At 34.4% G+C, this 26446-nt stretch carries 19 protein-coding genes; 9 read left to right on the forward strand and 10 right to left on the reverse strand.

The features are described from left to right. Positions 1-334 precede the first annotated feature (334 nt). From glgB to NQ499_RS01295, 3 genes are all read right to left on the reverse strand, one after another. Positions 335-2110 (reverse strand): 1,4-alpha-glucan branching protein GlgB, encoded by a 1776-nt coding sequence (gene glgB, locus NQ499_RS01285; protein ID WP_006506788.1) that lies wholly within the window; start codon positions 2108-2110, stop codon positions 335-337. Positions 2111-2238: 128 nt separating this feature from the next. Then, a complete protein-coding gene (locus tag NQ499_RS01290; protein ID WP_006506787.1) occupies positions 2239-3264 on the reverse strand; it encodes an NAD(P)H-dependent amine dehydrogenase family protein in 1026 nt (341 codons plus the stop codon). 34 nt (positions 3265-3298) lie between these two features. Further along, positions 3299-4156, reverse strand: a complete 858-nt coding sequence (locus NQ499_RS01295; protein WP_006506786.1) for a MerR family transcriptional regulator — start codon at positions 4154-4156, stop codon at positions 3299-3301. A gap of 87 nt (positions 4157-4243) precedes the next feature. On the opposite strand from NQ499_RS01295, the gene NQ499_RS01300 reads away from it, so the two are divergent. Continuing rightward, positions 4244-5110, forward strand: coding sequence for an alpha/beta hydrolase (locus NQ499_RS01300; RefSeq protein ID WP_006506785.1), 867 nt, complete (start codon positions 4244-4246; stop codon positions 5108-5110). Between the two features lie 36 nt (positions 5111-5146). Here NQ499_RS01300 and NQ499_RS01305 read toward each other — a convergent pair whose 3' ends face one another. The 6 genes from NQ499_RS01305 to NQ499_RS01330 form a co-directional block, all read right to left on the reverse strand. Continuing rightward, entirely contained in the window at positions 5147-5878 is a 732-nt protein-coding gene (locus tag NQ499_RS01305; protein ID WP_006506784.1) for an SWIM zinc finger family protein, read from the reverse strand. A 3-nt stretch (positions 5879-5881) separates the two neighbouring features. After that, positions 5882-8452, reverse strand: coding sequence for a DEAD/DEAH box helicase (locus tag NQ499_RS01310; RefSeq protein ID WP_006506783.1), 2571 nt, complete (start codon positions 8450-8452; stop codon positions 5882-5884). 71 nt (positions 8453-8523) lie between these two features. Further along, the gene (locus NQ499_RS01315) at positions 8524-10002 is read right to left on the reverse strand and encodes a glutamate synthase subunit beta (protein WP_006506782.1); all 1479 of its coding nucleotides are present in this window, start codon (positions 10000-10002) and stop codon (positions 8524-8526) included. Positions 10003-10004: 2 nt separating this feature from the next. Further along, positions 10005-14516, reverse strand: a complete 4512-nt coding sequence (gene gltB / locus NQ499_RS01320; protein ID WP_006506781.1) for a glutamate synthase large subunit — start codon at positions 14514-14516, stop codon at positions 10005-10007. Positions 14517-14678: 162 nt separating this feature from the next. Continuing rightward, a complete protein-coding gene (locus tag NQ499_RS01325; protein ID WP_006506780.1) occupies positions 14679-15962 on the reverse strand; it encodes a M48 family metalloprotease in 1284 nt (427 codons plus the stop codon). Positions 15963-16249: 287 nt separating this feature from the next. Further along, positions 16250-16945, reverse strand: coding sequence for a GntR family transcriptional regulator (locus NQ499_RS01330; protein ID WP_006506779.1), 696 nt, complete (start codon positions 16943-16945; stop codon positions 16250-16252). Positions 16946-17032: 87 nt separating this feature from the next. Between NQ499_RS01330 and NQ499_RS01335 the strand changes: the two genes are divergently transcribed. From NQ499_RS01335 to NQ499_RS01345, 3 genes are read left to right on the forward strand one after another with little or no spacing between them, the layout of a single operon-like run. Continuing rightward, on the forward strand, positions 17033-17851 hold the full coding sequence (locus NQ499_RS01335; protein WP_006506778.1) for a Cof-type HAD-IIB family hydrolase: 819 nt from the start codon (positions 17033-17035) through the stop codon (positions 17849-17851). Further along, positions 17829-18392 (forward strand): pyridoxamine 5'-phosphate oxidase family protein, encoded by a 564-nt coding sequence (locus NQ499_RS01340; protein ID WP_006506777.1) that lies wholly within the window; start codon positions 17829-17831, stop codon positions 18390-18392. Before NQ499_RS01335 ends, NQ499_RS01340 begins: the two co-directional genes overlap by 23 nt. Continuing rightward, positions 18389-19255, forward strand: a complete 867-nt coding sequence (locus tag NQ499_RS01345) for an NAD(P)-dependent oxidoreductase (RefSeq protein ID WP_006506776.1) — start codon at positions 18389-18391, stop codon at positions 19253-19255. The genes NQ499_RS01340 and NQ499_RS01345 overlap by 4 nt, the downstream gene beginning before the upstream one ends. Here NQ499_RS01345 and NQ499_RS01350 read toward each other — a convergent pair. After that, positions 19252-20349, reverse strand: coding sequence for an alanyl-tRNA editing protein (locus tag NQ499_RS01350; protein ID WP_006506775.1), 1098 nt, complete (start codon positions 20347-20349; stop codon positions 19252-19254). The genes NQ499_RS01345 and NQ499_RS01350 overlap by 4 nt on opposite strands. Positions 20350-20491: 142 nt before the next feature. Here NQ499_RS01350 and NQ499_RS01355 point away from each other — a divergent pair, with 142 nt between their 5' ends. From NQ499_RS01355 to NQ499_RS01375, 5 genes are all read left to right on the forward strand, one after another. Next, positions 20492-21838 (forward strand): MATE family efflux transporter, encoded by a 1347-nt coding sequence (locus NQ499_RS01355; protein ID WP_006506774.1) that lies wholly within the window; start codon positions 20492-20494, stop codon positions 21836-21838. 110 nt (positions 21839-21948) lie between these two features. Further along, positions 21949-22227, forward strand: a complete 279-nt coding sequence (locus NQ499_RS01360; protein WP_006506773.1) for an autorepressor SdpR family transcription factor — start codon at positions 21949-21951, stop codon at positions 22225-22227. Further along, on the forward strand, positions 22214-22840 hold the full coding sequence (locus NQ499_RS01365; protein WP_238319899.1) for an SdpI family protein: 627 nt from the start codon (positions 22214-22216) through the stop codon (positions 22838-22840). Before NQ499_RS01360 ends, NQ499_RS01365 begins: the two co-directional genes overlap by 14 nt. Before the next feature lie 432 nt (positions 22841-23272). Then, complete coding sequence (locus NQ499_RS01370; protein WP_040389582.1) at positions 23273-24319, forward strand: IS1/IS1595 family N-terminal zinc-binding domain-containing protein; 1047 nt, start codon at positions 23273-23275, stop codon at positions 24317-24319. 574 nt (positions 24320-24893) lie between these two features. Then, positions 24894-26168 carry an IS30 family transposase gene (locus NQ499_RS01375; protein WP_259848576.1) on the forward strand — a complete coding sequence of 425 codons (1275 nt, stop codon included), beginning with the start codon at positions 24894-24896 and terminating at the stop codon, positions 26166-26168. Positions 26169-26446: the final 278 nt, after the last annotated feature.

Consider the following 26446-nt stretch of genomic DNA (forward strand, 5'->3'; position numbering starts at 1 on the left):
TTACAGTAAGGAAGAAGCCTTAATTAAAAGAATTAAGATTAATAGAATCAAAGTATTGAATAGTGGAATCAAAATAGTATAAAATAAACATAAGGGAGATTGATTATACTTCCATATCGTAAGATAGAAATTTACCGTTAATGTGGTCGCTGGACTGCTTGGTAATGAAAGTTTTGATTCAAATAGATTTACACTTGTAACTCCAAAGTCTGAAAATGATGTACGATTACAAGCTACACTTGGCAATCAGAACCCCACGGGCTTGCCCGTGGGAGTAGTCAGTATAGAAAGATATTTAAGTAAAAAGACGTATCACCAAATAGGTGATACGCTTTTACTTTACAATATAGAATTGTGCACTGTAGGCAGGTAATGTCATTTCTATTTCATTCTTTATATGAATTTCTTTATCTAGATTATGTGATTTACCACTATATAATTCATTATCTGAATTTAATAGAAGAGTCAATGTTTCAGGCTGATCTACTTTATAAGTATATGTCTTATCTACATTGTGGAAGTTAAAGAAAGCGACTATTGTTTCTTTATCACTCATACGTTTAAAGACATAAATACAATCCTGTTCCTGATGACAATCTACCCATTTAAATCCTCTTTCACTAAAGTCATACTGTGATAAAGAAGGATGTGTTAAATAGATGTTATTTAATTCTCTCATGAAATGAAGGAAAGAATCATGCATAGGATACTTCAATAAGAACCAGTCTGGTTCCTTTGTTTCATCCCATTCTCTAAACATCGCAATCTCATTACCCATGAAGTTAAGCTTCTTACCAGGGTGCGCAAACATATACATATAAAGTGCTTTAACCTGTGCAAACTTCTCTTCATACTCACCATACATCTTATCAATAATAGTCTTCTTACCATGCACCACTTCATCGTGTGAGAATGGAAGAATAAAATGTTCATTATAGAAATACATCATAGAGAATGTAAGCTTATGATAGAAAGAAGGTCTTTCTTCTGGAGTCTTCATAAAGTAATCTAATGTATCATTCATCCATCCAAGATCCCATTTATAATCAAAACCTAAACCACCTTGTTCAACAGGACGTGTTACACCTTGATAAGAAGATGAATCTTCGGCGAATAGAAGAGTATGAGGAACTCTCTGTTTAAGTCCTTTATTAAAGTTCTGAACAAAGCGAATCGCTTCTCTATTCTCTCCACGACCACTATTACCCTGCCAGTAAATAAGATTACCAACAGCATCTAGTCTTAAGCCATCAATATGATATTCCTTTAACCAGTAATAAGCAGAAGAATTCAAGAATGAACATACATCCCCACGAGAATGTTGGAAATTACATGTACCCCATTCACTCTTACCTACTGCATCATTAGGATAATTATAAAGAGGTGTACCATCATAGTTATTTAAACCAAATCCATCAATCGCAAAATGAACAGGTACGAAATCAAGAATAACCGCAATATTATTTTCATGACACTTCTCTACAAAATATCTTAAATCATCGGGAGTACCATAACGAGATGTAGGGGCAAAATAACCAGTAGGCTGATAACCCCAGCTTAAATCATTAGGATATTCATTTAAAGGCATGATTTCTAAGAAGTTATAATGATTCTCTTTTAAATAAGGAATAATTAAATCAGCCATTTCACGATATGTATACCAGTCATCGGCTTTTTCACCTGGTTTCTTCCAAGAACCAAAATGCATTTCATACACATTAATAGGCATATCTTCACTAAATCTTTGATTCATCCAAGCATCATCATGGAATGTATACTGATTCATATCAAAAATAATAGATGCATTATTAGGACGTACTTCACTTGTATACATATAAGGATCACAGTGATCTACAAAAGACCCATTATTATAAATACGATACTTATACATCTGTCCCACTTTAGCATTTGATATAGTCGCTTCAAAGAACTGCCCATTTCCACAACGATTCATAGGTGTTTCCTGCCAGTCATTAAATTCCCCAATAACTGCCACATGAGATGCTGCTGGCGCATATGTTCTAAAAGTCACGCCATTCATATGAACAAAAGCGCCAAGATACTTATAAGTCTCAAACTCCTGACCATTATAAAAATTATTAAAATCCATATGTTACCCTCCAATTTCTCTACTTTAATCATAAGATAAATAGAAGAAAATTTCATCTGACATTTTAAACGATTTGTTTGGAATTACGCATGTAAAAACCCTCCACTTAAGGGAGGGTTTGGTGATGATTATAAGTGATAATCCATAGGATATGTTAAGTATTCTAATGTATCTAACTGATCAACAGTGACAACGCCAGCGGGTGCTCTAAGTAAGCTAGGAATTCTGTTTACTATAGTAGCACATGTATGTTCTACTGTAGCTGGTTTAACTACATGGAATTCAGTATCTGGTTCGCCAGTAATCTTCCAATCGCACATATCACCATCATTAGGACCATAGACCTTACCAATGCACTGTGTTTCAATAATAGGACCCTGGAATGTTTCTGTAGTAACGACTGCAGCCATACCAATACAATTTCCTTTTGGAATTGTTTCACCCATTGTTTCAGAATACAAATCAGTATCGTGGAAATAAGGTACACATTTTTGTGTCTGTGACTTAATAGTCCATCCCATACGAGATGCGAGAGCTTCATTTGAGTTCCATACATAAGATGGTTCAATTTCTTCAGGATGGGCAATTGTTGCTTCAAACTCTTCAGGTGTTAAACCTACACCATGTGCTTTCGCAAGGGCTAGACCATATTCTTCTACATTGTAACTAACTGCCCCTTCAATCTTAGTAATAGTATGACAAGAACCAGCCACTAAACCAACCATGTTCACCCAGAATGTATCTTCCATACCACTACCTACAAATGTACATCCTGTTTCTTTCGCAAGAACATCTAACTTATTCATTCTTACTGGATCGGTTGTCCATGCATCTGTGGCTTCTTCACATGTAGTGATGACATTAATACCTCTACTTAAACACTTTTCAAAATGATCAAAACAATCACTCACAAGTGAGAATAATGTCACGACTGCAACATCAGCGTCACAATTATCTAGTACTTCATCGGCATCACTGCTGATTTTTATACCAGTCTTAATACCTAGTTCTGCATAATCGCCTACATCCATACCCACGATTGCAGGATTATTATCGATGGCTCCGACAATCTGCGCACCTTTCTCATACAAATAGCGTAAGATGTATTTACTCATCTTACCACAACCATACTGTACAACTTTAATCTTTTCCATAAGAAATACCTCCTAACTAAAGGATAAACCCTCATCAATGATGAGGGTCAACCTTTTTGTAGGCAATTGGGACTTGTAATCGTAAATACATAGAACGTTCATTATCCTTAAAGAATGTCAGTTCTATGAGTACTTCACATATATAATCACCAATCACTTCATAATTATTATCCATACAATACTGTAGTAATCTACCTGCATACTCTTTTTCATTATTGAAGTCATCCATATAGATACAAGCATACATGCCACTTTCTAATGTCTGTACAGATTCCTTTTTTGGAAAGTGTTCATCTACAAAAATAAATATATCATGAGTAATAAACTCCTGTTTCAGGAATCTCTTTCTTTTAAGAAAAGTTCCCACATTACAATAATAGATTTGGGGAAGATGTTCTTCTAATAATTGATCTTTGAATTCTTTGAGTATTACTTCATACCCATCCTGATCATAATCATAGAAGTTCTTATTCACTCGTTTGGCATAGATGTGACGTTCATCAATATACTCAGTTGTCAAAGTGCCAGGTGTAGGGGATTTGCGGTATCTTTCAAGAGAATAGATTGTACGTTTGATTGCATTTCTTTTGCGTATAATATCATCCATCTCTTTCTCTATAGAACGCTGTTTCTTAATGAGTATCGCTTCTATAAGAGTAGGATCTTCTTTATCCAACAATTCCTTGATTTCCTTCAAGTTCATTCCTAACTCTTTCATATAGCCTATTAGATCAAGTCTTGCATTCTGCTTCATATCGTAATAACGATAGCCTGTATCTTCATCAATATAGATAGGTGTCAATAAACCCCACTTATCATATAAACGGAGCGTATTAATACTCACATGATTAATTTTAGCCATCTTCCCAATAGAAATTAAACCCTCGTGCATACAATCACCTCTTTCTATAATTCTACCATTTTTACAAGACTAACCTGTAAGAAAAATGTTAGAATGGGGAAAAGAGGGGGTTAAGATTTGTCTATACTTACTGATACAATTAGAAAACAGTTCAAAGAAGGGGACGATATCAGAGATGAAGGTTTGACTACACCTGATACAGTTCAACGATTTGATAATATTCTTTATGGTGATGATCCAGAATGGAATACAATGGATCTCTATATTCCTAAAGAAGAAAAAGAAAAACTTCCTATTATTATTAGTTTCCATGGTGGAGGCTGGGTTTATGGAGATAAGGAAAGATATCAATATTATTGCATGAGTCTTGCAGAAAGAGGCTTTGCGGTCATTAACTTTACTTATCGTCTCGCACCAGAATTCAAACATCCTGCACCTCTTGAAGATATGAATCAAGTTGCTCATTGGATCATGAATCATGCAAAGGATTATTTTTTAGATACAGAACATATATATGGTGTAGGAGATTCTGCGGGAGCGCATTTACTAGTTCTCTATACATCTATTCTTACAAATAAGGAATATGCTTCTACCTACGACTTTAAAGTACCAGAAGTCTTTCAATTTAATGCACTCGCATTAAATTGTGGTGCTTATAACATTACGCCTGAATCAGAATTGACAAGAGAACTTATGATAGAATATCTACCAAATGGAGGAACAGAAGAAGAATTTAAAGCAATCGATCCAAAACAATATATTACTTCAGACTTCCCTCCATGCTTTGTGATGACAGCAGAAGGGGACTTCTTAGTAGAAGATGCGCTCACAATGAGTCAAGTACTGACTCATCATAATGTCCCTCATATATATAAATATTATGTAGGAGATAAACCTCTCAATCATGTCTTCCATTGTAATATAAAACTCAAGGAAGCAACACAATGTAATGATGAAGAATGTCAATTCTTCAAGAATTATTAAAAGGTTATTCGCCTTCCGAATAACCTTTTTGAGTGTTTACTTTAATCCAAACAATGTTTCAATACATGAATCATCCATAACTCTATCTGTCACAGGCATATCTGCATGTTTTAATAAAGAGTCTACATGGTCTTTAATTGTCACATCTACAAGCTTATTTACATCAATACCTCTAAGTTCAAAAAACAAGAATGGATTCTCATCTAATTTAGCACCTATACCATAGAGTACTGCGGCAACATGTTTACACATAATAGCCCAGTCAGGACAGCTGCAATTAAAACTAATTTCTCTTTGAGAAGGAAACAAACCATGCTTTGATAAGAATAGATCTTTTAAGTCTTCGGGGAATTCTCCATTGAGAAGCTGCTGGAGATTCTGAATCTGTGAACTGCATTGATCTATAATTTCTTCACATACATCTTCTTTAAGCGGGCTGATATTAATTTCTACCTTATAAGGTGTTCTTCGTGTACCTTGTACACGTGCTTTTACTTTACCTTTCACAATCTGTAAATCAATAACAGCACCTGTTTTCACATATCTTTTTCCACGTGCGAGGCGGCTAGAATAATCGGCATATTGTTCAATATTCTGACACCAGGCAATACCCCACCAGCTCTTTGCGATTTGTCTACCTTCAATCACTATTGGGTGTAATTCTTTTCCTTTACTTTTCGCATTATTCACACTTTGTTGGGCTTTTCTCTGTAGTTCACCCACACTGATCTGTGAATATTGCATACTTGTTTTCCAATATCTTCCCATATACTACACATCCAATCTGAATAAATCCAATAATTCTTTTGTATCCATTTCAGTAATCCATTTTTCCTGTCCAGTCGCAAGAATAGATTCAGCGAGTTCCTGTTTTGATTCAATGATCTGATTAATCTTTTCCTCAATTGTCCCATTTGAAACAAGCTTATGCACAAAGACTTCTTTTGTCTGTCCAATACGATAGGCTCTATCACTTGCCTGATTTTCTACAGCTGGATTCCACCAGCGGTCAAAATGAATCACATGATTTGCGGCAGTAAGATTAAGTCCTGTACCAGCCGCTTTAAGTGATAACACAATATAAGGCACATACTCATCTTCATTATTGAATTTTTCTACAATCTCTGTACGTTTCTTGGCAGGAATACCACCATGAATAATATATCCCTTCTTATGGAATATAGATTCTAGATAATCTGATAATGGTTCACACATTTCCTTATATTGCGTAAATACCAATACTCTTTCTCTCTTCTCGTAGATTGTTTCACATAACTTCTTCAACATTGCATACTTACCACTATCTTTTGGATTGAAGTTGGTATCATGAATAAATTGATCAGGATGATTACAAATCTGTTTAAGTCTTGTAAGTAAACCTAATACAATGCCTCTACGTTCCATTCCTTCTGATTCTAGTATTAAATCTTCTGCCTTTTCTACTTCCTTGCGATATAAGACAATCTGTCTCTTAGAGAGATCTACATGTTCCGTAATTTCCATTTTATCAGGTAAATCAGAAATAATAGATTTATCTGTTTTTAAACGTCTTAAAATAAAAGGAGAAACCATCATCTTTAGTTTAGTTATATATTCAGGATGGGCTTGTACTTTCTTTGTATAGTTTTTAAAATCTGTAGCACTTCCTAATAATCCTTTATTTAAGAAATCAAACAAAGACCATAAATTAGATAAATCATTTTCAATCGGAGTCCCTGTCATCGCAATACGCATTTTGCTAGGAATCTTCTTAATAGCCCTTGTCTGTTTTGTAGCGGGATTCTTTATAGCCTGTGCTTCATCTAAAATCAAACAATCCCATACACGTTCCTGTAGATATTCATTGCGAAGAGCCATTCCATATGTAGTAATAGTCGCAAAACAATCTTCATCTAAAATATTTGTTTTACCATGAAGTATATGATATGTCATACGAGGCGCAAATTTATCTATTTCCTTTGACCAGTTACCAAGCAAAGATGCAGGAACAATCAATAACACATGACTCTCTTTATTATTCTCATACATCTTCTCTAAGAAAGAAATAACCTGTATTGTCTTACCTAATCCCATATCATCTGCAAGACAGGCACCAAAACCTAAATCATTCATTTGATTCAGCCAATTATAACCATTCTTCTGATAAGGACGAAGTGTTGCCTTTAAATACTTAGGTTTTGCCTTGTTTCTAATCTTTGATGGGTCCTTTAACTGCCCTAGAGTTTCTCTTAACCACTTACCATTAGATATCTGTACACCTAAATCAACATCCACATTATCTTCATCAGATATATATGTCTTTGTGAGAGCATCTTTTAAAGAAATCGTTCCATCATATTTTTCCATCTGTTCAAGAAGCTGTTGGAGCTTATTATGATTGATTTCTACCCATTGACCCTTTAACCAGCCAAGACCTTCTTCCATCTTTAATAATTCGCTGATTTCTTTTTTAGTCAATGCATGTCCATTTACTATGAGTGAAGGCTGTGCTGATAAAATAGATTCAAAACCTAATAGAGAAGGTTTCTTTTCCCCGATATTCACATTAATCTTAACTGAAGAATACTTCTTCTTCCACCAGTTTGGTACTCTGCACTTAATACCAGATGCTTCAATATCCGGAACACTTTTAAGTAAAGTATAAGCTTCTTGACTTGTTAATCGGATAGGATGAAACAACTCACCTGTTTCCATGAACTTCGCAATTAAACCTATTTTCTGTGCAACATCGTTGAGACATGATAATAGATCTAATAATTGTTTCTGATCATTCTTGTATTCAATAAGTGCATGTTTTAAAGGCATATGTACTATTCTATTTTCTATATCTTTTGTTGCATATGTGGCAAGAAATGCGAAAGGAAACTCAGAATCTTCTTCATTCTCTACTAAATGAAAATAAATTCTTTTTGCAGCCTTTAAATCCTGAGACTTTTCTTGAAGATACATTTGCGCTGTACCTTTATAGGATGTCATATCCTTTTTAAATTGTTCATTTAAATGTTTGATAATATTATTAATCCATCTCTCATTTATATATTCTGTACCAATCGCAAATGGAATCATAGCCATAAGATAATCTAAATCGTCATCAGATAATTCTATGATTGTCTCTTCTCTTGCAACTTCTAATTCAGGACTACGACTCAATACTTCAATAAACTTCTGTGATAATTGATATAAATAAAAAGCACTTGGAGTCAGTCCTTTCAAATTATTTTTAAAGCCCAACTCATAAAGAGCTGTATACTTATTCTCTTTAAACAATTCAGCCCATGCTGAATCTTTCGCTTCATCAATATGAAAACTATTTTTAGTAAATATGAAATTGAGTTGATCCATAAAATGTACCTCCTGTATTTATTCTAACATACAAAAAGAGGTTGCAACAATTAAGTTGCAACCTCGATATTTTATAACCCTGTATATCCCATTAAATCAAAGTCTACCTGCTTCGCAACGTCACGGCCTTCTCTAATAGCCCATACGACTAAAGACTGACCTCTACGGACATCACCTGCACTATATAACTTACTAATATTCGTATGATGATCATTTTCATCACATTTTACAGTATTTCTTGCATCTAATTCTACACCAAATGCATTAATGACTGGCTTCTGTGCCCCAATAAATCCTGCTGCAATAAGCACTAGATCACAAGGTACTGTCTTTTCACTACCAGGTACCTGTTCAAATGAACGACGACCATCTTTCACTACAGTCTGTAACTTTACAATCACAGCCTGTTTTACATTACCCTTACTATCAAGAATAAATTCTTTTACTGTACTATTATAAACACGAGGATCTTCACCAAATACTGCAATGTTTTCTTCCTGTCCATAATCAGTCTTCTTGACTAAAGGCCATTCTGGCCATGGGTTAGAATCCGCTCTTACAAGTGGTGGTTCAGACATCATTTCTAGCTGTAATACAGACTTTGCACCATGTCTAATAGCTGTACCAACACAGTCATTTCCTGTATCACCACCACCGATGACTAATACATTCTTACCTTTCGCATTAGGATACTGTCCATCCTTGAATTCACTATTTAATAATGACTTAGTCACCTGAGTTAAATAGTCTACAGCGAATAGAATATTATTACCTTCTCTACCAGGTACATTAATATCTCTAGGTTCCTTAGCACCTACTGCAAGAATAACTGCATCGTATTTACTTAATAATTCTTTTGCCTGTTTCTTAGTTGTAATGTCTTTATTTGTAAAGAACTTTACACCTTCCGCAGTCATCTTATAAATACGACGATCAATGATATTCTTCTCAATCTTCATATTAGGAATACCATACATTAATAGTCCACCTAAACGATCTTCTCTTTCATATACATCACAATTATAACCACGTTGATTAAGTGTATCTGCAGCAGCTAAACCAGCAGGACCTGAACCAATAACCGCAATCTTTTTACCTACACGCTTTATTGGTGGTTTTGGTTCTTCTAATAGATGTTCATAAGCATATTCAATAATCGCATGTTCATTCTCTTTGACTGATACAGCATCACCATCTAAAGAACATGTACATGCTTTTTCACATAATGCAGGACATACTCTAGAAGTGAATTCTGGGAAGTTATTTGTCTTTTTTAAACGTTTATGAGCCTGTTCATACTTACCTTTAAATACCAAATCATTCCATTCAGGAATTAAATTATTTAAAGGACAGCCAGAAAACATACCTTTAATCTTCTGGCCGTACTGACAAAACGGAATACCACAGTCCATACATCTTGCACCCTGTTTCTGCTGTTCTTTAGTAGACAAAGGGATATGGAATTCATCGAAGTTCTTAATACGTTCTGTAGGAGGAACCTCATAAGATGTCTCACGTGCATAATCTAAAAATCCAGTTTTCTTACCCATGACTATTTTCCTCCTTTCATAGCGGCATTAAATGCTTCTACCTTAGCCTGATCTTCATCGAGACCCTGTGACTGATAATAAGCAATCAGATCCATCATCTTCTTATAATCATGTGGAATGATCTTCTTAAACTTACCAATATATGTCTTGAAATCATCTAAGAACATTTTGGCTTTCTCTGAGCCAGTATACTTATAATGATTTTCAATTAATTCTCTTACTGTCTTAATATCATATGGCTTATTGACTTCAGAATATTCTACAAGTGCACCATTTAGTTTTTCATATAAATCATTATTTGGATCATAGATATACGCAATACCACCACTCATACCAGCAGCAACGTTTCTACCTGTTTCACCTAAAATAACAACTAAACCACCTGTCATATATTCTAATGCATGGTCACCGACACCTTCTACAACAGCCTTAGCACCAGAGTTTCTTACACAGAAACGTTCCCCAGCTACACCATTGATATAAGCTTCACCACTTGTTGCACCATATAAAGCAACGTTACCAATAATAATATTGTCTTCAGCCTTGAATGTGGCTTCATGAGGTGTCTTCACAATAATCTTACCACCTGACAAACCTTTACCTAAGTAGTCATTAGAATCACCTGTTAACTCAAGTGTTAATCCCTTAGGAATAAAGGCACCAAAGCTCTGACCACCTGCACCAAACGCACGCACTGTAATGAAGTCATCTTCTACAAAATTACCTAAAGTCTTAGTAATATGAGAACCAAGAATAGTACCAAATGAACGGTCTGTATTAGACACTTCTACAGAAACTTCTGTCTTCTTATGAGACTGAGATGCCTGTTCTAATGCCTTTAATAATACCTTTGTATCAAGTACTTCATTTAGTTTGAAGTCATATACATGAGCTGGATTGAAGCAGTTATGTGCGTCATTCGCATATGTGCTATCTAAGATCTTAGATAAGTCCATATGATACTGATCCGCAATATCCTTCTTCTTTAATAAGTCTGTATGACCAACCATTTCATCGATTGTTCTAAATCCTAACTGTGCCATATATTCACGCATTTCTTCTGCAACAAACTTCATGAAGTTCACTACATATTCAGGTTTACCTGTAAATCTCTTACGTAAGATAGGGTTCTGAGTCGCAACACCTACAGGACATGTATCTAAGTTACACACACGCATCATAACGCATCCCATAGTAATAAGTGGTGCTGTCGCAAAACCATATTCTTCTGCACCAAGTAAGCATGCAATCGCAAGATCTCTACCAGTTAATAATTTACCATCTGTTTCAATCACAACACGATCTCTTAAATCATTCATGATTAATGTCTGATGTGCTTCTGCAAGACCTAATTCCCAAGGAAGACCTGCACTATAAACTGAGTTTCTAGGTGCAGCACCCGTACCACCATCATAACCAGAAATAAGAATAACCTGAGCCCCTGCTTTTGCAACACCTGATGCAACAGTACCAACACCTGCTTCAGATACAAGCTTAACACTAATACGTGCTTCTTCATTCGCATTCTTTAAGTCATAGATCAACTGAGCTAAGTCTTCAATAGAATAAATATCATGATGAGGAGGTGGTGAAATAAGTGATACACCTGGAGTACTATGACGAGTCTTCGCAATCCAAGGATAAACCTTACCAGCAGGTAAGTGTCCACCCTCACCTGGTTTTGCACCCTGAGCCATCTTGATCTGAATTTCGTTGGCAGAACATAAGTATTCACTTGTTACACCAAAACGACCACTGGCTACCTGTTTAATAGCTGAACATGCAGAATCACCATTCGAACGAGTCACAAAACGTTCTGCATCTTCTCCACCTTCACCTGAGTTACTCTTACCATGTAATCTATTCATTGCGATAGCCATTGTTTCATGGGCTTCTTTAGAAATAGAACCATAACTCATAGCACCTGTCTTAAAACGTTTCACAATGTTTTCTACAGGTTCTACCTCTTCTAGAGAAACAGGTTTTCTCTTGCTGAAGTCAAAGTCTAATAAACCACGTAAGTTAATACCTTCTTCTTCCTGAGTAATAGTTTCAGAGAATTCTTTAAATAACTTATAATCACCTAAACGGCTTGCCTGCTGTAATAAGTGGATAGTCTTAGGGTTATAAAGATGTTTTTCTTTATGACTTCTTTCTTTATGGAATCCTCCAGAATCAAGTGTAGGATTCACATCATATCCAAGAGGATCAAAAGCCTGATTATGTAATGCATTTGTATCAGCTTCAATATCCTTTAAAGTAATACCTTCTACTCTACTTACTGTATGAGGGAAGTATGTATCAATCACTTCTTTAGAAATACCAATGGCTTCAAAGTTTTGAGAACCACGATAAGACTGTAAAGTAGAAATACCCATCTTAGACGCAATCTTGACAATACCAGAAAGTACGGCATGATTATAATCTTCTACTGCAGCATAGTAATCTTTTTCTAATAAACCTTCTTCTACAGCCTGATGAATTGTATCCTGAACAAGATAAGCATTAATAGCACTTGCACCATAACCAAGTAGTGTTGCGAAATGATGCACTTCTCTTGTTTCACCAGATTCAATAATTAAAGCCATCTTCATTCTCTTCTTAGTACGTACTAAATAAGAGTTCACACTTGCAACTGCAAGTAATGCAGGAATAGCACAATGGTTATCATCTACACCACGGTCTGAAAGAATAATAATATTTGCGCCATGATGATATGCTTTATCTACTTCAATAAAGAGGTGATCTAAAGCCTTTTTAAGTGATGTATTCTTATAATAAAGTGTAGAAATAGTTTCACTTTCAAAATCATCTGTATGAAGATGTTTTAACTTAAGAATATCTGTATTCGTAAGAATAGGGTTATGAATATGTAATAAACGACAGTTATCCGGTGAATCATTTAAGATATTTCCTTCAGTACCAATATCTAATGAAGTAGATGTCACAATCTCTTCACGAATAGAATCGATAGGAGGGTTAGTGACCTGGGCAAATAACTGTTTAAAGTAATTGAAGAGTGGCTGATGCATAGTACTCATTGCCGCAAGAGGGGCATCATTACCCATTGCGATAATTGGTTCACTACCATTCATTGCCATTGGAATAATATAATCCTTAATATCTTCATACTTATAACCAAAAGCAGTCTGTAAAGTTTCTAGCTTTTCATCACTGATGACCTCTACTCTTTCATTAGGAATCTTTAAATCCTTTAAGTATGTGAGGTGTGAATCAAGCCATTCACCATAAGGTTCCTTTTGTGCATAATAGTTCTTTAACTCTTCATCATTAATAAGAACACCCTTCTTAGTATCTACAAGAAGCATCTTACCAGGACGTAAACGGTCCTTAACCACAATATCTTCTGTAGGAACATCTAAAGAACCTACTTCAGAAGATAAGATTAAATAAGAATCTTTAGTAATATAATAACGAGAAGGTCTTAAACCATTTCTATCAAGCACAGCACCCATTAATTCACCATCAGAGAATAAAATAGAAGCTGGTCCATCCCAAGGTTCCATAACTGTTGCATTATAGGCATAGAAATCCTTCTTCTTTTTAGACATAGAAGGATTGTTTTCCCATGGTTCTGGAATACACATCATAACAGCACGAGGAAGTTCCATACCACTCATAACTAAGAATTCTAATGTGTTATCTAACATCGCAGAATCTGAACCATTTACATCGACAACAGGGAATACCTTTTCTGTATCTAATACATCACATTTCATGTTTTCTTCACGAGAAAGCATGTTGTTCGCATTACCTCTAATTGTATTAATTTCACCATTGTGGACAATAAAGCGGTTTGGATGCGCTCTTTGCCATGATGGATTCGTATTTGTAGAGAAACGAGAATGCACTAATGCGATTGCACTCTTATAATCATCATCCTGTAAGTCCTGGAAGAAGCTTCTAAGCTGTCCTACAAGGAACATACCTTTATATACAATAGTACGGCTAGATAATGAACATACATATGTATTTTCATTACTCTGTTCAAAAATTCTTCTTGCTTGATAAAGAAGACGGTCAAAAGGAAGACCTGTTTCACAATCATCAGGTTTCTTTACGAATCCCTGCATAATATAAGGCATCGCTTCAATCGCTTTGGTACCTAATACCTCTTTATGTGTTTCTACCTTTCTCCATCCAAGGAAAGTCATACCTTCCTTAGTAATAATCTTTTCAAACATAGTCATTGCCTGATGTCTTTCTAGTTCATTCATAGGGAAGAAGAACTGACCAACACCATAATGACCTTCCTTAGGTAACTGGAAATCCTTAATACTCTTCTTAAAGAATGTATAAGGGACCTGAGTTAAAATACCAACACCGTCCCCTGTTTCACCCTTTGCGTCTTTACCTGCTCTATGCTCTAACTGTTCTACAATCTTTAACGCATTTGATACTGTCATATGCGTTTTTACACCTTTGATATTAACAACTGCACCAATACCACAGTTATCATGTTCAAAAGATGAATCATATAAACCTTTATTCATGCACACACCTCCTATATAAGTGAAACTATAGTACAAAATATTTTTATCATTGTAAAGAAAAATTGTTATAAAAGTGATAAAACTTTCATATATTTATGATTAAACGAAAATATGCACATTATAACTTATATTAAACGAAATATAGAATAAAAAAGAAAGCCTTTACGGCTTTCGGTTTCTCATTTCTTCTTGTATATGCTTAATACGATGATACATACCTGGATGATCATAAGAGGTATATTCAATGAAGTCTGCTGGATAGACATCTATCAGTTCATCACTGGAAATACGCTTAAAAGTAGTTATTAATTCTTCTCCATAACCATTATGTACGGCCTGGTCATCTGCTTCATACTCTTCTCTTCTTGATACATAATTCATATAAAAAGAACATATATACATAATAGGTGTAATCATCACACCTAAACATGTAAAGATCACATCATAGTTCATATGAATAAGACCAAAGCTCTCTAATACTCTTTCTGATAAGACTATACATAACTCACCATGAGGAATTATATAGACTATAAGTATAAATAGAATACATAATACAATATACTTCATATAGTTAAAGATATTCTTTTTATGTTTGAGATGTCCTATTTCATGAGAGAGGACTGCAAGTAATTCTCCTTCAGAATTCTCATCAAGAAAGTTATCTGCAATTCCAAATTCCTTATACCATAACATCTTTAATAAGAAGGCATTCTTACCAGTGGATTTCTTGGATTCATTGTATACTTTAATATGTTTCACTTTCTTAGGACAATCCTTCATCAGTTCTTCTATCTTGTGTCTTAGTTCATTGTCTTCTAATTCAGTAAATGTATACTGGATTCTTAAATACACATAACTGATACTTAAGACAATTAAATAAAGAATAAAACTAACACCTAGAAGTCCTAAACATAACACCAAAGATTGTGTATAAGTAATGGAAAAGTGATTTGTCCATTCGTCAATATGTTCAAGAATATAAAGACAAGGTATATAAAGGATGAAAGAAAGAATGAGGTCTAGTACTGTTTCTACGACTTCATCTTTTATAAAAACTTCTATTGTCTTCTTATTCTTGCCGTACTTTTCTTCTATCTTAAACGATGCATAATAGTCAAAGAACACACTTACGATTCTATTAATCAAAGAAAGACTAAGCAATGTCACAAAGAAACGTGTATACACATTTAAAGGAAGTGTATCTATATAAGATAAGAAAGGAGAGAATAAATAGAATATATACACTAACACTGTGAATAACCTATTACATAACTTCATATGGTCATAATCCTTCTCATAACTTAAGAAAGATTCATAACGCTTCTTATCATATATATCACTTACTTCAATAGGTAATGGTTTCTTTCTTTGTTTATTCTTTATACCATCTAATACAAATCTATATCCTGTCTGTATCATAATAATGATGAAAATCAACCATTTCATACTAAAAGCCTCCTTATTTCATTACTAAAATTAAAAAATATGTAAAAATCATTGGTATTAATATTGAAATGCAAGCGCATACGTACTATAATAGCCATAGAATCTAGAATGCAAATAAAAATGACTGCTTGAAAAGTGCAGAAGGACAAAATATTATAAAACCATTTCTCAATTAATGCCTATCAACTTATTGTCATTCCTAAATACTGCGAATATATAATCCGGATTGTTCCTCACTGCATGTTGCCTCTAGATAAGAAAAAGAACCCTGCGAGGTTCTTTTTTTCTTAATCGACATTAGAGGCATAGAAATGAGTTGTCTTATAGTTATACACAATACGAGACACATTAAATAACTGTCCATTAGAAAGATGCACATAGTCTTCTACTTCTAATGCAGGACTACCTTCTTCCAATCCTAGAATAGCGGCTTCCTGTGCACTTAACTTTTTAACATGGAAATACTTATCCGCAAAACCAATATTTAACTTTAAATCATTCTTAATATAAGTATAGATTGACTGACTCGCAATACGACGATCAAGTGAAGGAATAAGATCTTTATTGTAGTATGTGTACTCAATAGCCATTGGTACACCATCCATCTTTCTAATTCTTTCAATATAGTAGATAGGTGTAGTGAGTTCACATTGCATACGTTTTGATAGTTCTTCACCAGCCATCATAATATGGAATCCCTTCACTTCAGTTGTAATATTATGACGAGGGGCATTCTCTGTAATACCACGAGATCCATTCATCCATAAAGAATCATCATCTCTTGTATGACGTACAAAAACACCACTTCCCTGAATAGAGAATAAAGTACCTTGTTTCTTTAAAGTACGAATCGCATTTCTAATTGTATTTCTACTTACCTGATACTGTTCAATTAACTGATCTTCTGTTGGCAGCTTATCAGTATATTCATTATTTTCTATTTTGTGGATAATATCTTCCACTACTTCTTGATATTTAGACATTTTTCATCACCGCCCACATATTATCATAACCTAACTTTTTGGTCTAGTATGAAAATAGTGATATAATGCATTTTGAGGTGAAAAAGTATGAATTTTACACAAATTAAGATGATTATTTGTGATATGGACGGCACTTTGTTGGATAATCAGAAGAATTTACCCCCACATTTTAATCAAATATATAAGGAATTGTATGATAGAAATATCATTTTTGCGATTTCGTCTGGAAGACAGATGGGAGAAGTGAAGAAATACTTTGAAGGTAACAAGACTATATACCTTATGGCTGAAAATGGTGGCTATATACAACATAACGGAGATACACTCTTTGCAGATTATATGAAATATGAAGATGTATATAAGCTAGTTGACTATGTGAATACACTTAAAGGCATGGCTCCTATGTTAAGTGGTAAGAAGGCCATGTATGCATTCAATAAAGATAAGGAACTTATAAGTAAGCATACAATTCACTTTAATATTACTTATGTAAATACAATAGAAGATATCGATGATGATATATTCAAGATTACAGTATGTGATCCTATTGATCCAGTGAAGAATTGTTTGGAAGGTCCTTTGTCTTGTATTAAAGGTTTTGAAGTGAAACCATCAGGAGACTGTTGGATTGATATTAATAAGAAGGGACAATCTAAAGCAGATAGTGTCATCTTCTTACAAAAGACATTAAGTATATCAGAAGAAGAAACAATGGTCTTTGGGGATTCTGATAATGATCTACCGATGTTTAAGCATGCTTATTATAGTTATGCAATGAAGAATGCAGATCACTTTATACAAAGTAAAGCACGTTTTGTGACTCAAGAAGATAATGAGCATGATGGGGTTATGAAAACAATGCAGAAGATGATGGAGGAAGAAGATGGATTACTTATACAAATTTAAAGATGGTTTGACTATTGTGAAGGATGATATGCCATTAGGTGATCATTGTATGCATTATAGTGATGACTGGGAATCGTTACTTCCTTTTAAAGTTCCAGGGAAGATGAGAAAAACAAAACAGCTATTAAACTATAATGAATCAGTGAATATAATTAATAAGATAGCATATGGTGTTCTCTCATTCTTTGATGAAATACCTTATAGTATTCCTCTAGATCATATTTACATGAATGGAAAGCTCTATTTCCATACATCAAAGACAGGTCATAAGATCAATGGTGTAGGGAAACAGGTAAGTTACACTGTCGTAGAAGATTGTGGTATCAATGAAGAAAAGAGAACACACAATCATCGTTCAGTATATTTATTAGGTATATTAGAAGAAGTAGAGAACAAAGAAACAAAGAAAGATGTATTAGAAACACTCGTTTATACGCTTTGTCCTACACAGAAGGTAGATATTACTGATCAAATGGTAGATAATGTGAATATCTTAGAATTAGATATACAGTATATGATAGGAAAGGAACATATAAGATGAAGAAAATCGGATTTATTGGTTTAGGTATCATGGGGCTACCTATGGCAGGTCATTTAATGGATGCAGGTTATGAAATGCATATTTATGCAAGACATCCAGAAAAGGTGACATCTTTAGTAGAGAAGGGGGCGACACTTCATTCTACTATTCATGATTGCGTGAAAGATGTAGATGCAGTCATGACTATTGTAGGTTTTCCACAGGATGTAGAAGAAGTTTATTTTAATGACAACAACATTCTTGATTCAGTAAAGGAAGGTACATATCTTATTGATATGACGACGACATCACCTACACTTGATCAAAGAATATATGAAGAAGGTAAAAAGAGAAATCTCCATGTATTAGATGCACCAGTCACTGGTGGAGATACAGGCGCAAAGAATGCGACTCTTTCTATTCTTGTAGGAGGAGACAAAGAAGATTATGAAGCATGTCTTCCTTTATTTAAAGCTATGGGTACTAATATTAATTATCAGGGTCCTAGTGGTTCAGGACAGCATGCAAAGATGGCCAATCAGATCATGATTGCAGGCGCATTATCTGGTGTATGTGAAGCACTCACATATGCATCTAGTAAAGGTTTAGATTTAGATGTTTTATTAAAGTCTGTGTCTACTGGTGCGGCAGGAAGTCATCAGTTAGATGCATTTGGTCCTAAAATCTTAAAAGATGATTATCAGCCAGGATTCTTTATGAAACACTTTATTAAAGATATGAAACTTGCTGATGAAGAAGCCAAAGAATCAGACATTACACTTAATGTATTAGAAACAGTATTAAGAAACTATCAGGAATTAGAAAAAGAAGGCTATGGTGACTTAGGTACACAAGCCTTAATGAAGTATTATAAAAAGCCCTAAGAGAGGGCTTTAAGCAACTCAGCCTTAGAAGCAGGTGTAAATCCCTGGATCATATCCTTTGATCCTCCACCTTTGCTTTTAAGGCTTTTTAATTGTGTCAATATATCCAATGCATTATTCGCAGAACCTATGACATAACGATAGCCTTTCTCATCATTTCCTACAAATACACCACCTGTACTATAAACATTGACGAGATGATTCGTTACTTCTCTTTGATTTGCAGGTAAACAGTCTTCTACAAATAAATAAGCATGATCACATAAAGAAAGCATATGTTCTTTCTCTAGTTGTGCATATTTGACTTCTAAAGCTGTTTTTTCTTCATACATCTTATTGACTTGTTTTACAAGTGTTTGATTGTTGGAAGAGAAAAGATGATAAAGTGATTCAAGATGATCAAAATCATCCTTGAAACGATGATAAGCACGTTCCCCAAATAAGAATATAAAACGTGTACCTCGAGTGGTATGAATCACTTTGATGATCTTGAATATTCCTAATTCACCTGTTCTTTTTACATGGGGTGCACAACATGCGCATATATCATAATCTTTAATCTCTACAATACGTACTTTACCTTCAATCTCTTTCTTAGAACGATAAGAGATACTCTCTAAATCATCAGGATAGAAACAATGAATCTCTTTATTCTCATAGATTGCCTGATTCACTTTCTCTTCTATTAAATCAATATCCTTGATATCACCATCATATTCTACTTGTCCTTCTTCACTATTTAGATGGAAACTCACATTATCATAACCATATAAACTATGCACAATACCAGAAAGAAGATGTTCTCCTGTATGATTCTGCATAAAAGAATAACGTCTCTTCCAGTCAATATGACCTTCTATTGTATCTCCTACATTGAAGTGATGCTTCTTAACATAATGGATAATCACATCATTCTTAATTTGTACATCCTTAACAGGAATATCATTAATAGTTCCTAAATCACATTCTTGGCCACCTTCCTCAGGAAAGAAAAGTGTTTGATCAAGAATGATTTCATTCTTATTGACTTCTACTACTGTTGCCTTGAAATCTGTACTATAAGGCATTTCATCATATAATTTTATTGTTTTCATATAGATCACCGTACATATTCTACCACAAACACTTGACCGAGAGGTACTACCGAGTGTTAAAGTGTTTTCATAATTTGTCAGTTATGAATTATAAACATTAATTTGTGTTAGAATAACACAGAAAAAGAAGGGAGAAATTATTGTGGATAAAAAGAAAACATCAGTCAATATGCTTGAAGGTTCAATATTTAAGAGTTTAGTTATCTTTATGATTCCAATTCTTATATCAAACATCTTCCAGCAATTCTATAACACAATGGACACTGCCATTGTAGGAAATACTTTAGGAATGACATCACTTTCTGCCATTGGTTCATGTGCAGCGGTCTATGACTTATTAGTAGGTTTTGCGTTAGGTATTGGGAATGGGTTATCTATTGTCACTGCAAGAAGCTATGGTTCAGGAGATGAAGAACTCTTAAAGAAATCAGTGGCAGCGAGTTTTGTGATTGGTATTATATCTTCTATTGTGATTACTATTATTGCCTCTATTGGAATTAAACCATTACTTATTGCAATCAATGTATCACCAGACTTACTGAATGAAGCTTATAGCTATATTATTGTGATTGTCCAATTCTTAGTCGTTATGTTTGCCTATAATCTATGTGCAGGATTATTGCGTGCTATAGGGAATAGTTTAATGCCTTTAGTATTCTTAATCATATCATCAGTATTAAATATCGGTTTAGACTTATTCTTTATCACACAGCTTCATATGGGTGTAAGAGGAGCAGCAGTTGCGACAGTCATTGCCCAGGGGGTATCAGTCGTATTCTGTTTGATTTATATCTTTAAGAATGTCCCATTACTCGTACCAGAAAAGAGACATTTTAAATTTGATGCAGCTCTTTATAAAGAACTATTGGGTCAGGGATACTCTATGGCTGTTATGAGTGCGATCGTTAATGCCGGTTCAGTTATCTTGCAGTCAGGTATCAATGGTCTAGGAAGCAAACAGATCATTGCAGGTCATACTGCTGCAAGAAAACTTTATATGTTCTTCAATATGCCATTTACTGCCATGGCTCAAGCAGCCAGTACATTTGTATCTCAAAACAAAGGCGCAGAAAATGTATCACGTATTCGCAAAGGTATGAAACAGATGTATATCTATGATGTCGTTGTAGCCGCATTAGCAACCGTTATTCTATTATTCAGTGCCCCTACACTTGTAACATGGATTTCTGGTACAACGGACAAGACAGTCTTATACAATGGCTCACTTTATTTACGTATTGTAGCCCCTAACTATGCAGTCTTAGGTATATTAATGCAGACTAGATTTGCCTTGCAAGGTATTGGACAGAAGATGTTACCACTTGTATCGAGTATTATTGAATTAGTTGGTAAGATCATCTTCGTATTCGCACTTATTCCAGTCTTTAAATATATGGCTGTCATCTTCTGTGAACCAGTCATCTGGGTTGTTATGACAATCTATCTATTAATCGTATTCTGGAGAGATCCATTCATTAAAGAGGCTTAGGCCTCTTTTTCTTTTGATACCTATTTAGAAATATTTCTAAATAGGTATTGCATTTCTTGGCGTTTATTGTATAATCTATTTAGAAAGTTATCTAAATAGGTGGTGAACATATGTTTGAGAAAACATTTAAAGCACTCAGTGCACCAGTAAGAAGAGATATTCTTAACTTATTAAAGAAAGGAAGGATGTCTGCAGGAGATATCGCCGCACAATTTGATATGACACAGGCCACTGTCTCATATCACTTATCGATATTAAAATCTGCAGACTTAGTAAGAGAAGAAAAAGATAAGAATTATATTTATTACGAAATTAATGCGACTGTGTTTGAAGAAATGTTGTTGTATTTTAAGTCTTTTTTAGGAGGAAATGATGATGTTGAAGAATAAATGGTTTAAGTTTAGTTTGGTATTATTTCTGTTGCCACTTGTATGTATATTAGTGACTTATAATAAGTTACCTGCACAAGTCGCAACACATTTTGATTTTCATGGAACACCTGATGGGTATATGAATAAGTTCTTAGGTTTATATGGTGTGTGGGCATTTATGTTATTGCTTCATATATTCTGTGCTTTTATGACATTCAAGGATCCTAAAAAGAGTAATATACCAGAAGTAGGATTAAGAATCATATTAATGATCTGCCCAGTTATATGTTTGATGGTGACTCTACTTATTATTACATATAGTCTAGGCTATCGTTTTGATATGACATTTATCGTGAATATAGTAATAGGCTTCATCTTTATTATTTTAGGTAATTACTTACCTAAAATAAAAAGAAACTATACTATAGGTATTCGTACTTCATGGGCATTAAATAGTGATGAGAACTGGTCACGTACACATAGATTTTCTGGTTATGTGTTTGTATTGAGTGGAATGTTGTATATTATCTTTAGTATGTTAGGTTATATGTATATAGGGTTAGGTATTTTATTGATATCTAGTTTACTATGTTTTGGATATAGCTATAGTTTATACAGAAAGGGGATTTAGTGGTATGCCACTAAATCTTTTTTTAATAGTTTTTTCTAAAACTGCAAAAAGGTGCATAAAATAAGAAAGTAGTGTATAGTAATGAATGGGTAAGGGAATAGCTCATACCAAAATCCGATTTCCTTACCATGATCACCGTAGGTGATCTTTTTTTATGTTGAACTTACCTTGCATATGTGTAGTAGAAAAAGGATGTAAAAGTAACTTCAACTGTAAGAGTAAAGTCTACTTCTTCTAGACTAAGTGGAATTTAACTGCTCGCTTTAGAACATCTGTTGATGCTTTTTTTAATTTTCGCTAAGTTTATGAAAAATGTTGCTACTAGATCATTAAATTTAACTTAACGCCTATTTTTCTACTTTATAGCCACCTAACTCAAATCATCATTTCTCGAACAGTTGTAAAATGATCTTAAAAGGTCAGGTGAGTGCTATGATAACTGAAAACCAGGTAAAAAACTATTTAAGATCTAAGGATAAGGATTATGTAAATAAACTTATCGAATCATTATATGAACAGGATGATGAAGACATTGATCCATCTCATAAGGCATGCCCTATATGTGGTTCAGTCCATTTCAAGAAGAATGGAAAAGATAAGAACAGACATCAGAGATATATCTGTCTTGACTGTCACAAGTCTTTTAGTGATAGAACCAACACCTTATTCTACTGGTCTCATTTTACTTTGGACCAGTGGCTTCACTTCATTGAACTGGAACTATATAAAATGCCTCTAGAGGGTGAGGCTCAAGTCTTAGAGACAAGCAAGACGACCTGCTTCTATATGCGTCATAAACTTTATCATGCAGCATCTGAAATCATGGGTCATCAGAAATTATCTGGTGAAGTTGAAATAGATACACAGTATAAAAGTATAAACCTAAAGGGAACACGTCCTCAAAATATGCCTAGATACTCAAAGAAAAGAGGTAAACAGGCTGCATATAGAGGAATATCTCATCACAAGGTTGCCATTGTCTGTGCTACAGATGAAAATGATCATATGATGATGCAGGTATCAGGTCTTGGAAGTGAGTCATTCGATAAATATAAAGCGAATAAAGACTACTTTAAGGATGTGGAAGAGTTCATATCAGATTCAAAGGCAAGCATACAGCAGTTTGCCAACTATCTTGAAGCAGTAAACAATAAGATAAAGACATCTCCTTTAGAGAAGAGATATCTTACTGATGATGGTAAATCATTAGGAGCTGTCAATGAGATGATGACAGAAGTAAGCTCAATGATACAGACAACAAGAGGCGTTGGCACCAGATACATACAAGGTTATCTAGATTTCCTGCTTCTTAAGAAGCAGGCTAAGTATACATTCAAGAGAAAGGAAATGGCATCTGAGATTCTAAGAATGATGATGGATACTGAGGCTTTCAGTAATGAAATGGTAAGAGCTACACCTATGCCTATTTCACTTAAGGAAGCATATTACGAATATCGTTATGGTATATTCGCTGAATAAGATTACTCAAAGCAACAATTTTCTTAAATTGAGCGTTAATTTTTTGATAAAAAATTGAGAAATTCATTAAAAAAAAGAGAAAAAATAAGTAAGTGCCTCTAAAAAGGCGCTGTCGGAGGGCTAACTGTTAATATAATTATTTAAAAGAGTTATAATAAAGGAGTAAATAAATTTAGGTGTTAATAGTAAAAAAAGACAAATAAAAAATGCTACCGAAGTAGCATTTGATACGTCATCTAAATGACAATCGGGAAACCCGACATTTAAGCATAAGCTTTATTTTAACTCGTTGTGTTATTTTGAACTGTATCAAAACTATTTGTTTCGACACTATTAGCATAATCACTTTTTAGGAGGATGTCAAGGTATGAGCCAAAATATTGTTGATTATCTAAAGTGAAAAGTTAAATTCCACTTTAGGCGGGTCAAAGTTGCGTTTAGTCTTTCACATCTTTCCAGTTGATTTTACTCTTACAGTTGAATTTACTTTTACACCTTCAATAGTTGAATTTTCTCCTTCAGGTATATAATTACCGTGATGTCTGTTTCTCTATTTCATGAAAGGCTGATTATCATGGCTAAATCAAATAAGAATTTACATCTTACTCTTTCAGAAAGACAAATCATTGAGAGAGGGATAGAAAATGGTGCTACCAAGGCTTCTATCGCTGCAACTCTTGGGAAGGATAAATCAACTATAGGCAAAGAAATAAAGGCACATAGAAAACATTCACATTACTGCAGTTTTGATCCTGCATGTGCCAACAAGGACAGATGCAAGCATCATCATGTATGTAAGGATTGTGCTGATTTGGTAGTTTTTAAATGCAAGCGAAGAGACAGATCTCCTGGTGCCTGCAACGGGTGTCCTAAATTCCAGCACTGTAGATTTGACAAGTTCACATATTCTGCAGATCTCGCCAATAAGGAATATATGGCTGATCTCATTGAATCAAGAGAAGGAATAAACATGACATACAGCGAACTTAAGGCTTTAGCTGATGTCATTGTCCCTCTTGTTAAGAAGGGTCATTCACCATATCAGATCATCACTTCTCATCCTGAACTGAATATTTCTGAAAAGACATTATACAATTACATAGAATCTGGCGTATTTAGACAGTTCGGCCTGCTTGATATTGACTTAAGAGTCAAGACAAGAAGAATATCAAAGAAGGATTCTGTCAAATATAAAAAAAGAGAAGACAGAAAGTTCCTGATAGGCCGCACCTATAAGGATTTCATCTCATATACTGACGATCATGACAACGTTAGTATTGTCGAGATGGATACCGTCTACAATGGGCAAAGCGGTCCCTTCATGCAGACTTTTAAGTTCCTGTCTTACTCTTTCATGTTCATTATATACCATGAAGAGAAGACTGCAAAGGCTATGGTTGAAGGCGTAGCCCTTCTTGAATCAATATTAGGAAAAAACCTTTTTGTAAAGGAAGTGGAGGTCATCAAGACAGATAGAGGTACTGAATTCTCAGATGCAGATGGACTAGAAAAGGACAATGATGGCAGCATGAGGACTCATGTCTTTTACTGTGATCCTATGCAATCATGCCAGAAAGGAAGTCTTGAGAACAACCACAAAGAGATACGTTACATATGCCCTAAAGAAGCAGATCTCAAGGATCTCGGTTTTGATTCACAGGAGAAGGCTAACCTCATGGCATCCCACATCAATTCCCAGCCAAAGGAGAACCTAAAAGGAAAGTCACCGCTGGAGATGATGGAGTTCCTAAGTCCAGATTTATATAAGAAATTCATAGAATTTGGAATCAAGAAAATAGAAAATGATGAAATAATTTTAAAACCATATTTATTAAAAGAAGATAACTAAAATCATTCGGAGAATGTATGAAACATGAGATGCAGACTGACAATAGCACATGCAGTTAAAGTGGAATTTAGTCTTACACCCGAAAAAAATGAACGAAATTCCATAGCTTTATTGTGCCTTAAAATACAATGATTTCTGTGATTAAAGTCACACTTCTTATATACGTATGACTAATTTCCATTTCTAAAACAAAAAGAATATCAGACTTAATATCCGATATTCTTATGAAAACATTATCCTGAACGAGTAAATTCCACATTTGTTTCGTTCTGTTTTAA

Source organism: Catenibacterium mitsuokai (assembly GCF_025148785.1).
Lineage (GTDB): Bacteria > Bacillota_I > Bacilli_A > Erysipelotrichales > Coprobacillaceae > Catenibacterium > Catenibacterium mitsuoka.